Origin of the sequence: Thalassolituus sp. UBA675 (genome assembly GCF_002297765.1) — a bacterium.
GTDB lineage: Bacteria > Pseudomonadota > Gammaproteobacteria > Pseudomonadales > Oceanobacteraceae > Thalassolituus.
The window spans coordinates 102,099-114,962 of sequence record NZ_DBNJ01000031.1 but is presented as its reverse complement, the minus strand read 5'-3'; the positions used below and the strand labels follow the sequence as shown (position 1 = coordinate 114,962).

Here is a 12,864-nt window from a genome sequence, read left to right as displayed (position 1 = left end):
TTACCCACGTTCGAGAAGAGGCTGCAGGAAGCGCCCGGTATGCGAGTGCTCCATCGCACCGATGTCTTCAGGAGTACCTTCACCGATAATCAAGCCGCCCTTCGAACCACCTTCTGGGCCCAGATCAACAATCCAGTCGGCGGTTTTGATGACATCAAGGTTATGCTCGATCACCACCACGGTATTACCATGATCACGAAGACGATGCAGAACAACTAACAGCTGTTCGATGTCATGAAAGTGAAGGCCCGTGGTCGGCTCATCAAGAATGTAGAGTGTCTTACCGGTATCCCGCTTAGACAGTTCTTTCGCTAACTTAATACGCTGCGCTTCACCACCGGACAACGTGGTCGCTGCCTGACCAAGGCGAATATAACTGAGACCGACGTCCATCAGTGTCTGAAGCTTACGTGCCACTGCCGGGATAGCATCAAAGAACTCACGCGCATCTTCGACCGTCATATCCAGCACCTCATGGATATTCTTACCCTTGTAGCGGATATCCAGAGTTTCACGGTTGTAACGCTTACCTTTACAGACATCGCACGGCACATAGATATCAGCCAGGAAGTGCATTTCGACTTTGATCACACCATCGCCCTGACAGGCCTCACAACGTCCGCCTTTCACATTGAAAGAAAAACGACCGGCTTTATAACCGCGTGAGCGCGCTTCCTGTGTTCCAGCGAATATTTCACGAACCGGAGTGAATATCCCGGTGTAAGTCGCAGGGTTGGAGCGCGGAGTACGACCAATCGGAGACTGATCAATATCCACGACTTTATCGAGCTGATTCAGCCCCGTGATACTTTTATGCTCCGAAGGCTTAAGCGTGGTTGCACCGTTCAGTGCTGTCGCAGCCAGCGGGTATAAAGTGCGGTTAATCAGGGTTGATTTACCCGAACCGGAAACCCCGGTGATACAGGTCATCAGCCCCAAAGGAATGGTCAGATCAACACTGTCCAGGTTGTTACCGTTAGCGCCTTTTAACGTCATGACTTTTTTCTTGTCATATGGCGTACGCTTTTCCGGAAGAGCGATAGCCCGTTTGCCGCTGAGGTATTCCCCCGTGACAGAGTTTTTATTCTTCATCACCTGAGCGGGTGTGCCTTGCGCAATCACTTCACCGCCATGCACACCAGCACCCGGGCCAATATCGATCAGATGATCGGCACTACGAATTGCGTCTTCATCGTGTTCGACAACGAGTACGGTATTACCAAGATCACGAAGGTGGAACAGGGTTTTAAGCAGGCGGTCATTGTCACGTTGATGCAGACCAATCGATGGTTCATCAAGAATATACATCACCCCAACAAGACCAGCACCGATCTGAGAAGCCAGGCGAATCCGCTGAGCTTCACCACCCGAGAGCGTGTCAGAGCTACGGTTAAGTGTCAGATATTCAAGACCGACATTGACCAGAAATTGCAGACGATCACGAATTTCTTTCAGAATTTTTTCAGCAATTTCACCTTTATGGCCATCCATCTGAAATTCTGAAAAATAGTTATGAGCATCTTCGACCGGCATGCTGGTGCAGGCATGAATGGTTTTATCGCCCACAAAAACGTTACGGGCCTCACGTCGCAGACGTGAACCATCACACGCAGGGCACGGCTGAATGCTCAGGTACTTAGACAATTCCTCAAGCACCATCTGAGAGTCGGTTTCGCGGTAACGCCGCTCAAGGTTTGGCAGCACCCCTTCAAACGGGTGAGATTTGCTGACGCGATCACCACGGGAATTCACGTAAATAAATTCGATTTTTTCATCACCAGAGCCACGCAGTATTGCATCGCGATGTTCAGGCTTCAGGTCTGCCAGAGCCGTATCAATATCAAAGCCATAATGATCCGCCACTGAACACAACATCTGATAGTAATAAACGCTACGACGGTCCCAGCCGCGAATCGCGCCTTCGCCCACACTCAGAGAATCATCGTGTACGACGCGGTCAGGGTCGAAATACTGTTTCACACCCAGACCATCACACGTCTGACAGGCACCGGCCGGGTTGTTAAATGAAAAGAGACGAGGCTCCAGCTCTGAAAGGCTGTAACCACAGTGCGGACAGGAAAACTGAGAAGAGAACATCATGGGTTCTTTCTCGGGCGCATCCATATCAGCGACCAGCACCAGACCACCACTGAGTTCGAGACAGGTCTCGATGGATTCTGACAGGCGCTGCTCAATACCTTCTTTGACTTTAAAACGATCTACCACGACCTCGATCGTGTGCTTTTTGCGCTTATCAAGGTCGGGAGTATCATCGAGGTCACACACAGTGCCGTCTACACGAACACGAATAAAACCCTGTGCACGCAGGCTTTCAAATACATGCAGGTGCTCACCTTTTCGATCCCGGATTACAGGCCCGAGAATCATGCATTTACTGTCTGCGGGTAGCAGCATAATTTCATCAACCATCTGGCTCACAGTCTGAGCTTCCAGAGGCACATCATGATCCGGGCAGCGCGGCGTTCCGACACGCGCAAACAGCAGACGTAGGTAATCGTAGATTTCGGTGACAGTACCAACGGTCGAGCGAGGATTATGAGAGGTCGATTTCTGTTCAATAGAAATCGCCGGAGATAAGCCTTCAATCAGATCGACGTCGGGCTTTTCCATCATCGACAGGAACTGGCGAGCATAAGTAGATAGTGACTCAACGTAGCGCCGCTGCCCTTCAGCGTACAGAGTGTCAAACGCCAGAGAGGATTTGCCCGAGCCACTGAGACCCGTGATTACCACGAGCTTATCCCGTGGAATATCAATATCGACGTTTTTGAGGTTGTGTGTACGTGCGCCGCGAACGAGAATTTTATCCATGTGGAGCTTTCACTACCTGAGTCAAAACCCCCATTGTAAAGCAAGGCGAAGACGGGTTCAGCCGCTTTTACTGTGAATTATCCTGTTGCTTCTGCTTCTTCCTTGTCATGCAGCTCGTGCATATTTTCTTTTGCCCAGTTCACCGCCTGAATTCGGTTGGTCACGCCGATTTTCCGGAACAGGTTATAAACGTGAGTTTTTACCGTATGCATGCTGACGTTGAGTTCATCAGCCACTTCAGCGTTTGTCGCCCCTGTTGCCGTCAGGCGCAGTATCTGCTTTTCACGACGAGTGAGAATACCGGCAAAGCCGGTGGCGTTTTTAGGGCGCTCGCGGGTTCTCTCAAGAAAAGCCGCCATGAGATGGCGTGGTAGCCAGAGCTCGCCGAGAAACAGACTTTCAATGCCTCGACACAACTGGCTGTGGGTCGTACCGATGTAGAATAGACCATTCAGTTTAGGCCAACTTATCAGCTGTTCGGAGGGGTGTCGTTTCGCCACATTAAATACGGCAATACCAACATCGGCTTGCAGGTCATGAAGACAATCCACCAGCTCGCGGATACGTTCTGGAGCTGCGCTCCCGGAATCAATCAAAGCAATCACTCTGTCTGCTTCGAATTCCCACTCTGCCCGCCAGTGACGAACATCTATCAGCTGACACTCAATACCTGTGTTCTGATGAACATTGCCGATCAGTATCGAGTTCTCAAGGTTTGTCTGACCAAAAAGAAGTATTCTTCGTTCGATGGCAGGTGATCTCTGGTCCATAAAGTCTCTCCATGTACTTTCGCCCAAGCTAGTCGCTTCCGTCTTGGTATATCCCTTATACCCCTAAAGGAGTTTACCGCAATCAGACTAAGATGGTAATGGGATTTGGCGTCATCAAGACTCCCCCTCCAGCGCCGACAATCTGGTAGACTAGCCGCCCTGTTTCACAGTTATCGATTGGCCGCACAGTGACCCCAGATAAAACCGAACAACGCGCCGTGATCTCCCTCGCCTCACTATACGCTCTTCGTATGTTGGGCCTGTTCATGGTTCTGCCCGTCATGATGCTCGAAGGCGAGCAACTGGAAGGTGCAACACCTCAGTTGCTGGGGCTGGCTATGGGCGTATACGGCCTGACCCAGGCGCTGTTACAGATCCCTGCCGGCGCACTCTCCGATAGGATTGGCCGCAAGCCTGTCATCATCGGCGGTTTGCTGATCTTTGCCCTGGGCAGCGTTATCGCGGCCACCTCAGACAGTGTCTGGGGAGTGATCATAGGGCGCGCATTGCAAGGCGGTGGCGCTATCGCCAGTGCGATTATGGCCCTGGTCACTGACCTGACTCGCGAAGAGCACCGGATGAAAGCCATGGCTTCCATTGGTGCCAGTATCGGCCTATCCTTCTCCGTCGCTCTCATACTCGGGCCCTGGCTGGCTTCCTTCGGTGGCCTTCACCTGATTTTTGCTGTCACCGCAGTACTGGCCATCGGCGGCGTTCTGGTTACTCTTTGGGTTATTCCTGCTCCCCCGGCCAAACAGCACAGAGACGCCAGCGCGGCACTCCCTGTCATTATCGAACAACTTAAAAATCGCCGCATGTGGCCCCTGAACCTGGGGATTTTCTTACTCCATGCTCTGATGGTCGCTATTTTCGTCGCTATCCCTGCTCAATTGGTTGAAGCAGGTCTGACGGCGGATCACCACAGCTGGCTATACCTGCCCGTACTGCTGGTCGCCTTTGTCTTGATGGTGCCACTCATCATCATTGCCGAGAAACGCCAACGCATGAAGGGTGTCGTTATTACAGGCGCACTGATCATTGCTGCCGCACTTCTGCTCATGGGCGCAGCTTCCTCACTCTGGCACTGGATCGTATTGCTGTTGTTGTACTTCTGGGGCTTCAACCTTATGGAAGCCAGCTTGCCATCCTGGCTCAGCAAGATCGCACCGGCCGGAGCCAAAGGCAGTGCGATGGGAATCTACTCCAGCATGCAGTTTCTGGGAGCCTTCTTCGGTGGCAGTATCGGGGGCTGGGTTCTCAGCCACTATGGTGCACCAATTCTGTTTGTCGGACTGGGGGCATTGGTGGTACTTTGGGCGCTGTTAATGTCTCAGACCAATGCACCGCGTCATCTGGTCAGTGTCCGCCTGCCGGGCCATCGCCATCTCGATAATTCAGCCCTGGCATCACTTGAAGCTCTGCCCGGCGTTGCTGAAGCACTTTATCTTCCGGCAGAAGACGCGGTATATCTGAAAGTCAGTGCGGATGAATTCAGCCGCGAAGACGCACTGACCTTGATCGAATCCACAGGAGAAAAACATGGCTCGCAGTGTTAATAAAGTCACTCTCATCGGCACCCTGGGTCGCGACCCTGAAGTGCGTTACCTTCCGAATGGCAATGCCGTAGCCAACCTGTCACTGGCAACAGATGAAAGTTACAACGACAAGGCAACCGGCCAGAAGGTCGAGCAGACGGAATGGCACCGCCTGACCGTCTATGGACGTCTTGCTGAAATCTGCCAGCAATACCTGAAAAAAGGTTCACGCGCCTACTTCGAAGGCAAGCTGCGTACCCGCGAATGGGAAAAAGACGGCGTAAAACGCTACACCACAGAGATCATCACCAACGAGATGATGATGCTGGATTCACGCGGCGACGCCATGAGCTCTGGTGCAGGGCAGATGCCAGGCAACATGAGTGGTGGCATGGGTAGCGGAATGGGCGGTTACCAGCAACCACCTCAGCAGCCACGCCAGGCTCCGCAGCAGCCGGCTCAACAGCCAGGCGGTTATCAACAGGCGCCACAGCGCCCGCCTCAGCCTGCACAGCAACCGGCTCAGAGCGGATATGGCAATCAAGGTGGTTATCAGCAACCTCCGCAACAGGCACCTCAGCAGCCTGCTCCGCAGCCAAGCAATAGCTTTGATGATTTTGACGACGACATCCCGTTCTAAGGGAATTGAAAACGGGGCTTCGGCCCCGTTTTTTATATCTGGCCCCAGAAACTTAAAAGACACCTGTCTGACAAAACGTCAGATTCGACGTTAACTGTATGTCTCTGAGGCCAAGTCTAATGCCGCATTAAGACTCTATAATGCTGCGCATTCACTACAGACTAATGGGCATAATAGGCCAGACACACTCCGACTCAGGTATTCAATTAAGGAAGCCTCAGATGTTAACGAAAGAGATCAAGAACCCTACTCCACCAGTCATTCAGTACATTCGTATTGCCCTCAAGAACCCAGCAAAACCGAAGCAAGAACTGGTCTGTGAAGAACGTGCACGTTTCTCCCGTAAAAACGTCAGGATCGATCCTTCCAAACTGGAAGAGTACCGTCGCCAGTGTGGCTTTGAGAAAAGTAAGTACCTGCCTTTCACTTTTCCTTTTCTGCTGACCTTCCCACTGCAGAGTGCGCTGTTTTTGTCGGATGCTTACCCTTACCCGGTCATGGGCCTGGTGCATATCCGTAATATCATCACTCAGCACAAACAGATTCCTGTCGACGCTACCCTGGATACCGATTGCACCCTGATCGGCCCGGAAAAGGTCCACAACGGTGAACTCTTCACTTTCTACACTCGCATGCACATGGACGGCGAACTCGTCTGGGAGTGCCGTAGCGTGCTCCTCAAGCGTGGAAAGAAGAACCCGGATATGGAAAAAGCGCCAACGCTGGATGTCCTTGAGAATCCTGAACGTATCGTAGACTGGGAAGTACCGGCCCTGACAGGCGTTAAGTACGCGCTTCTCGGGCGGGATATCAACCCTATTCATCTGTTCCCGTTCACGGCACGGGCATTCGGCTTCAAGCGTCCGATTGCTCATGGTATGTGGGCAAAAGCACGCGCCATGGCGTCGATCGAATCTCACCTGAAAGGGCGTCCTGCGGAAGTCACTGTAGACTTCAAGCTACCTATCTTCCTGCCGGGACAAGCGCAGCTGGGCTATAACGTCCGTAAAGACGGTGTGGACTTCGGCTTAACCGATCCAGAAGATGGCAAGCCATTCCTCGCGGGTCAGGTGAAATACATCTAAGCCCAAAGAGCAGACATAAAAAAACCGGCCAATGGCCGGTTTTTTGTTTTCGGTGGTCGGCTTATGCCATACCGAACAGCACTTCTGCGTTCAGACCGTGCTTTTCAAATACTTCGCGCAGACGCTTCAGTGCTTCTACCTGAATCTGACGCACTCGCTCACGGGTGAGTCCGATTTCGCGGCCTACATCTTCCAGTGTGCTTGGCTCATAGCCGCGCAGACCAAAACGACGGGAGAGTACTTCTCGCTGCTTTTCAGGCAGTTCTTCGATCCACTGTGACAGGTTGCTCTGTATATCGTCGTTCTGCAGCTCTGTACCCGGATCTTCCATACGCTCATCAGCGATGGTGTCGAGAATCGACTTATCAGAATTCGGGCCCAGTGGGGTATCAACCGAAGTAACACGCTCATTCAGCTTCAGCATGCGCTTAACGTCAGCGACCGGCTTATCGAGCAGTTCTGCGATGTCTTCTGCCGTCGGCTCGTGATCAAGCTTCTGAGCCAGCTCACGGGCAGCACGCAGATAGACGTTCAGTTCTTTTACTACGTGAATCGGCAGACGAATGGTGCGAGTCTGGTTCATAATTGCACGTTCGATGGTCTGACGAATCCACCAGGTTGCGTAAGTCGAGAAGCGGAAGCCACGTTCCGGATCAAACTTCTCTACTGCGCGGATCAAACCCAGGTTACCTTCTTCAATCAGATCAAGAAGAGAAAGACCACGGTTAACGTAACGACGTGAGATCTTCACCACCAGACGGAGGTTACTTTCGATCATGCGTCGGCGGCCCATTTCGTCACCTTTACGAGCCAGGCGAGCGTAGTGCACTTCCTCTTCGGCAGACAACAGCGGAGAGAAACCAATCTCATTGAGATACATCTGGGTGGCATCAAGAGTTTTCCCGGATGTGTCCGCAGCAAACCTTTCCTGGCCGCTTTCTTCAGTAGATTCATCAGCAGAGGCTGTTTCTACGTCATCGAACACTTCTTCACTAATATCGCGTTGCTGTACTGCCATGTTTAGTCCCACCTTTGGGTTGGTCATCCTGAACCTGAACCGAAACAGGTTTTGTGCCAGAACGACTGTTTACTTTTTATCCACCCCCTCTGCGCTTAGGCAGATACTTCAGTGGATTGACCGGCTTGCCGTTTTCCCGGATCTCAAAGTGAAGTTTCACTTTGTCGGTACCAGTAGATCCTTTTTCGGCAATTTTTCCGCCCGCTTTAATTTCTTGGCCTTCGCTGACGGTGATGCGGCTGGCGTGGGCGTATGCACTCAGGAACTTTTCGTTGTGCCGGATGATGACAAGGTTGCCGTATCCCCGGAGTCCGGTGCCTGCGTAGACCACTGTCCCCGCCGCTGCTGCCAAAATAGATTCCCCCATCGACCCGGCAAGATCAATCCCCTTGTTGACGGGCTTTCTGGTCGAAAATCGACCAATCATTTTGCCATCAGAGGGCCACTGCCACCCTGAAACCGGCCCGGTCGGCACCGGTTTTGGCGATATATGACCATTTTTAGGTTTCGCTACTTTCGGCTGTACCGCTGTAGGCGGTGAATTTGACGGGTTTCTGACAGTGACACGCGGCGCGCGGGCGGCTTCTGCGGCGGTATAGTCGATGTCAATTTTCTGTCCAGGGTAAATCGTGTGTGGGGAAGAAATGGAGTTAGCGTTCGCCAACTCGCGATAGTCCAGTCCATAGCGCCATGCAATGGAATATAACGTCTCACCTTCGCGAACGAGATGAAAACCTGACGCCGTTTTGTCTCTGCCGAATTTTTGATCAACTGAGACGAAGCCACCGCCAGATGTACAAGCAGTAACTATCGTTGAGGTTATGACTAATATGACAAGCCGGGCAGTTTTCATAGGTTCTGACAAGTTTACGACTTTTTGACACCCGATAGTGACGGCTTTCCGCCCATGTAACGGTTTGCAACCTTTGCAACTCAGGTGAATAAAAAACGTATTTTTTAATTCCAAAGTATTCTAAAAAATATCAGGATTTTTTTATCCGTAGCCACTGTATACAGGATTTCAAACCTGCTTTTCAAAGAAAAGAAGTGACTAAACAGACGTTCATTTTATTTTTCCGCTGAATTCCCATTTCCGAAGCGTTCAAGTCCGATAACAAGAATGGCCCCTGAGAACATCAAAAAAATTGAAACCACAACCATTTCATCAAATACGGGCAGTGCCATCTGCTGTACGAATGGCACTTCTTCTCCTTTGCTGTTGATGCGTGTCGACAGCGTTTCTTTCCATGGCCAGACTTTTACTAATGATCCGACCATAAAACCCGTCAGAAGTGCGAGTACTACGGATGCATAGTGATGCAGAAGCCAGCTGAGCAAGCGGGAGAACAACAAAAGTCCAAGGCCCGCTCCTGCTGCAAAGGTCAGTAGCACCGGAAGATCAAACCCCTTAATCGCGGCAATCACAGGGGTATAGAGGCCCATCAGTAGCAGAATAAAGCTGCCGGATATGCCGGGAAGAATCATGGCGCAGATAGCTATGCTGCCAGCGGCGAAGATAATTGGTAGCGTCACGGCAGTTTCGGTAGGTGATGCGAGGCTGATAAAGGCGGCGATGATGGCCCCAGCCACCAGCATTGCGATTTCTTTTAACCGCCATTGTGGAATCGTACGACCAATATGTACGCATGAGGCGATAATTAAACCGAAGAAAAATGACCACAGCAGAACCGGATGAGTCATGAGCAGGTGGTGAATTACCTTGGCCAGACTGATGATGGCCGTCAGAATGCCTGCGCCTAATGCCAGCAGAAAGGTTCCATCGATATGAGTCCAGGCTGATTTGAAGCCCTCGGCTCTGAGCTTCCTTAAAGCCTCCAGATTGACGCTGGAAATGGCATCCAATAAGCGGGTATAGATACCGGTGATAAATGCGATAGTGCCACCCGACACACCAGGGACAACATCCGCCGCCCCCATTGCCATACCCTTAAGAAAAATTTTCAGATGCTCCATTGTATCTCCGTTGGTGCGCAGCCCCTGCGCAAATGTCGTTGTTGTAAATCGTGTATTCGATTGAGTGACAGATAAAGAAAAGGACGCCGTAGCGCCCTCTGATTAATTCTGAACTCCGGGTAGAAAGGGCACAAAACGCACCGTTTCCAGAGTTTTTCGTGCGAAGTGATCACCGCGTCGGGTGATCAGCACCAGCTTCTGCTCTTTGCCACCGACCGGGATGACCATACGTCCACCATCAGCGAGCTGTGCCAGTAATGATTCAGGCACCTCTTCCGGCGCAGCAGCAGCAAGAATACCATCGTAAGGCCCATGCTCTGGCCACCCCCAGGTGCCATCAGATAAGGCAAGGTGCACATTGTCGTAGCCCAGGCTTTGCAGACGCTCAACGGCCCGATTGTGCAGTGGTTCGATACGTTCGACACTATATAATGTTCTGACAAGCGGGCTGAGCACGGCTGTCTGGTAACCCGAGCCGGTACCAATTTCCAGCACCCGTTCCAACGGCCCGTTCGCCAGCAGTGTTTCTGTCATGCGTGCAACGGTATAAGGCTGGCTGATGGTCTGGCCGTTGCCGATGGGCAAAGCAGTATCTTCATACGCGCGGTGCGCGAGCGCTTCGTCGACGAAAAGGTGTCTTGGAGTTGTGGCAATGACATTCAGCACTTCTTCGTTTCTGATGCCAGCTTCCTGTAAACGCTGCACCAGACGGTTGCGGGTGCGTTGCGAGGTCATTCCAATGCCAGATAAGTAGTGTTCGTTCACCTTGCTTCCTGCACTCTCACTTCTCAAAATATTCCGACATCGGAACCAACATGCTATGTAGCGTCATATCGATCTGAATCGGGGTGATCGAGACCCGCCCCTGCTCAATCGCATAAAAATCAGTACCCGGCCCGGCATCAGCAACGTCGCCCGCCGCCGAGATCCAGAATAATTCTTTGCCACGAGGGTTGGTTGTTTTAACCGGATTATCCGCTTTATTTCGGTGCCCCAGACGAGTCACCTCAACACCGGTAATGTCCTCGTAGGGTAGATCCGGAACGTTCACATTAATCACGGCGTTGCGCGGCAAGGCCAGAGATTCAAATTGCGGCAGAATATCGATCAGTACCCGGCCAGCTGTTTCAAAGTGGGTCTTTCCACATAAAGAAACCGCTATGGGTGTGCGCTTCAGAAAACGCCCTTCGGTGGCAGCGGCAACGGTACCACTATAGAGAACGTCGTCCCCCAGATTGGCGCCGCTGTTGATGCCTGCAATCACCCGTTCGCACGTGTCCGCATGAAATTCGTTGAGAGCCAGGTGCACCGCATCGGTCGGGGTGCCATCAACACTATGAAAACCGTTCTCATGGTGAATGACCTGCAGGGGCCGGTCGAGCGTCAGAGAGTTACTTGCGCCACTACGGTCACGGTCTGGCGCACTGACGCGAATATCGTAGCCCGCCGCAGACAACGTCCTGGCCAGCATCTTCAAGCCGGGCGCATGAACACCGTCATCATTGGAAAGCAGCAGAGTCATCAGGGTACATACCTTTCAGGTTCAGTTGTTTCTATGCATTCACGAATAAGTGATGTCGCATAATAACCGGCAGGCAGTGAAAATGTGAGTAGTAAATGCGACTCTTCTGGCCAGCTCCAGGTCATATTACCGGGCATTGCTGCCAACGCACGGCGATCCTGATTCAGACCAGAGAATTCAAGCCCCTCACAGAGTTCAGGATGTTGTGCAGCAATCTCCGATTCAAGCGCCAGAGCGTCATCGGTAGTTGTCAGCCGCCCTCGTCCCCACATAGGTCCTGTTGCGACACCTTCATCCGTCAGGATATCGCCAGTCAGGCTCTGCCCCCACAACCCAGAACGTATTCTGGCGGCGAGAACTTCGTTAAACAGGAAAGACCGGACCGAAGACAGATAGATGCCTTTCTTCTTTTTATTACGCACGCGAATTTCACGCTTCAGCATCGCCATGCCATTTGCCACGTTGTCCCCTGCCAGACCAAACCGCTGGGGGCCAAAATAGTTCGGGACGCCATACTGTTGAACCAACGACAGATTACGCTCGATGGCAGTACGGTCTCCTTTGACTTCACGTAAAAGTATCTGAAAACGATTACCGAGCAGGTCTCCAGGGCGCAGCTTTTTTATATGCCGAGCCTGACTTATTACACGAAACTCAGGGTGTTCGAGTGCTGTAAAGTCTGGCGCCTCTGTTTTAGGCATCCACACAGTGAACCACTGACGCGTTTCTGCGTATCGGTCTTTCAGGCCTGCATAACCCACATCCAGCTCGCGAACACCGGCGAATTCAGCAATCTGAGCGGCCACAAACTGCGTATTCGCCCCATCTTTGGCGACATCAAGCCAGACATGCTCTCCTTCGCCCGACGGCAACCCAAGAGGAATCTCTGTGACCACAAAGTCACTGTTCTCCTGCTTTAATACGGCCGTAGCTCCTGTCGCTTCGTACGCGGATGGCCACTCCGGCAATACTGAATAATCCTGCATTATTGCGTCTCACTATTCAGCAACAGAGCTACCGCGTGAACGGCAATACCCTCTTTACGACCGACATAACCGAGCTTTTCAGTTGTGGTGGCCTTCACATTAACGTCGTCGATTCTGACCTGAAGATCTGCAGCGATTACGGCGCGCATATCAGCGATATGAGGGGCCATCTTTGGTGCTTGCGCGATGATGGTGACATCAACATTACCCACGCGATAACCTTTGTCAGCAACCAGCGAAACAACATGACGCAGCAGCATGCGACTGTCAGCGCCCTTCCATTGTTCATCCGTATCCGGGAAGTGTTGGCCGATATCCCCCAGTGCCGCCGCGCCCAGCAGCGCATCAGCCAATGCATGTAATGCAACATCACCATCGGAGTGCGCTTTAAGGCCGTGCGAGTGAGGAATTTTCATACCTCCAAGCGTAATAAAATCGCCTTCATCAAAAGCGTGTACGTCAAAACCGTGTCCGATGCGCATGACCTGTTCCTGAATTAAAT

12 protein-coding genes are annotated in these 12,864 nt (G+C 52.0%); 3 read left to right on the top strand and 9 right to left on the bottom strand.

Annotation, left to right across the window (positions count from 1 at the left end; translation table 11 throughout):
* Complete coding sequence (gene uvrA, locus B3007_RS13920) at positions 1–2,832, bottom strand: excinuclease ABC subunit UvrA (RefSeq protein ID WP_301376818.1); 2,832 nt, start codon at positions 2,830–2,832, stop codon at positions 1–3.
* Between the two features lie 77 nt (positions 2,833–2,909).
* Positions 2,910–3,602 (bottom strand): LuxR C-terminal-related transcriptional regulator, encoded by a 693-nt coding sequence (locus tag B3007_RS13915; protein ID WP_068437262.1) that lies wholly within the window; start codon positions 3,600–3,602, stop codon positions 2,910–2,912.
* Between the two features lie 188 nt (positions 3,603–3,790).
* Between B3007_RS13915 and B3007_RS13910 the strand changes: the two genes are divergently transcribed.
* The 3 genes from B3007_RS13910 to B3007_RS13900 all read left to right on the top strand — a co-directional run bounded on the left by B3007_RS13910 (position 3,791) and on the right by B3007_RS13900 (position 6,862).
* A complete protein-coding gene (locus tag B3007_RS13910) occupies positions 3,791–5,158 on the top strand; it encodes an MFS transporter (RefSeq protein ID WP_297533894.1) in 1,368 nt (455 codons plus the stop codon).
* Positions 5,142–5,777, top strand: a complete 636-nt coding sequence (ssb, locus tag B3007_RS13905) for a single-stranded DNA-binding protein (protein ID WP_068437255.1) — start codon at positions 5,142–5,144, stop codon at positions 5,775–5,777. Before B3007_RS13910 ends, ssb begins: the two co-directional genes overlap by 17 nt.
* Before the next feature lie 221 nt (positions 5,778–5,998).
* Positions 5,999–6,862, top strand: a complete 864-nt coding sequence (locus B3007_RS13900; RefSeq protein WP_068437253.1) for a MaoC/PaaZ C-terminal domain-containing protein — start codon at positions 5,999–6,001, stop codon at positions 6,860–6,862.
* Between the two features lie 61 nt (positions 6,863–6,923).
* On the opposite strand, the gene rpoS is transcribed toward B3007_RS13900, so the two are convergent.
* The 7 genes from rpoS to ispF form a co-directional block, all read right to left on the bottom strand.
* The gene (rpoS, locus tag B3007_RS13895; protein WP_297530619.1) at positions 6,924–7,880 is read right to left on the bottom strand and encodes an RNA polymerase sigma factor RpoS; all 957 of its coding nucleotides are present in this window, start codon (positions 7,878–7,880) and stop codon (positions 6,924–6,926) included.
* A gap of 76 nt (positions 7,881–7,956) precedes the next feature.
* Positions 7,957–8,745, bottom strand: coding sequence for a peptidoglycan DD-metalloendopeptidase family protein (locus tag B3007_RS13890; RefSeq protein ID WP_301392232.1), 789 nt, complete (start codon positions 8,743–8,745; stop codon positions 7,957–7,959).
* A 203-nt stretch (positions 8,746–8,948) separates the two neighbouring features.
* Positions 8,949–9,854, bottom strand: coding sequence for a DUF368 domain-containing protein (locus B3007_RS13885; RefSeq protein WP_301376819.1), 906 nt, complete (start codon positions 9,852–9,854; stop codon positions 8,949–8,951).
* A 102-nt stretch (positions 9,855–9,956) separates the two neighbouring features.
* A complete protein-coding gene (locus B3007_RS13880; RefSeq protein WP_068437229.1) occupies positions 9,957–10,589 on the bottom strand; it encodes a protein-L-isoaspartate(D-aspartate) O-methyltransferase in 633 nt (210 codons plus the stop codon).
* Between the two features lie 46 nt (positions 10,590–10,635).
* The gene (gene surE, locus B3007_RS13875) at positions 10,636–11,376 is read right to left on the bottom strand and encodes a 5'/3'-nucleotidase SurE (RefSeq protein ID WP_301376820.1); all 741 of its coding nucleotides are present in this window, start codon (positions 11,374–11,376) and stop codon (positions 10,636–10,638) included.
* Positions 11,376–12,362, bottom strand: a complete 987-nt coding sequence (gene truD / locus B3007_RS13870; RefSeq protein ID WP_273089952.1) for a tRNA pseudouridine(13) synthase TruD — start codon at positions 12,360–12,362, stop codon at positions 11,376–11,378. The genes surE and truD overlap by 1 nt, the downstream gene beginning before the upstream one ends.
* Positions 12,362–12,844 (bottom strand): 2-C-methyl-D-erythritol 2,4-cyclodiphosphate synthase, encoded by a 483-nt coding sequence (gene ispF, locus B3007_RS13865; protein WP_068437223.1) that lies wholly within the window; start codon positions 12,842–12,844, stop codon positions 12,362–12,364. The genes truD and ispF overlap by 1 nt, the downstream gene beginning before the upstream one ends.
* Between the last annotated feature and the right edge of the window lie 20 nt (positions 12,845–12,864).

What these genes read in the sequence shown, in the direction of transcription:
- uvrA (WP_301376818.1), bottom strand. Translation starts at nt 2,832, where the DNA reads ATGGATAAAATTCTCGTTCGCGGCGCACGTACACACAACCTCAAAAAC.
- B3007_RS13915 (WP_068437262.1), bottom strand. Translation starts at nt 3,602, where the DNA reads ATGGACCAGAGATCACCTGCCATCGAACGAAGAATACTTCTTTTTGGT.
- ssb (WP_068437255.1), top strand. Translation starts at nt 5,142, where the DNA reads ATGGCTCGCAGTGTTAATAAAGTCACTCTCATCGGCACCCTGGGTCGC.
- B3007_RS13900 (WP_068437253.1), top strand. Translation starts at nt 5,999, where the DNA reads ATGTTAACGAAAGAGATCAAGAACCCTACTCCACCAGTCATTCAGTAC.
- rpoS (WP_297530619.1), bottom strand. Translation starts at nt 7,880, where the DNA reads ATGGCAGTACAGCAACGCGATATTAGTGAAGAAGTGTTCGATGACGTA.
- B3007_RS13885 (WP_301376819.1), bottom strand. Translation starts at nt 9,854, where the DNA reads ATGGAGCATCTGAAAATTTTTCTTAAGGGTATGGCAATGGGGGCGGCG.
- B3007_RS13880 (WP_068437229.1), bottom strand. Translation starts at nt 10,589, where the DNA reads ATGACCTCGCAACGCACCCGCAACCGTCTGGTGCAGCGTTTACAGGAA.
- surE (WP_301376820.1), bottom strand. Translation starts at nt 11,376, where the DNA reads ATGACTCTGCTGCTTTCCAATGATGACGGTGTTCATGCGCCCGGCTTG.
- truD (WP_273089952.1), bottom strand. Translation starts at nt 12,362, where the DNA reads ATGCAGGATTATTCAGTATTGCCGGAGTGGCCATCCGCGTACGAAGCG.
- ispF (WP_068437223.1), bottom strand. Translation starts at nt 12,844, where the DNA reads ATGCGCATCGGACACGGTTTTGACGTACACGCTTTTGATGAAGGCGAT.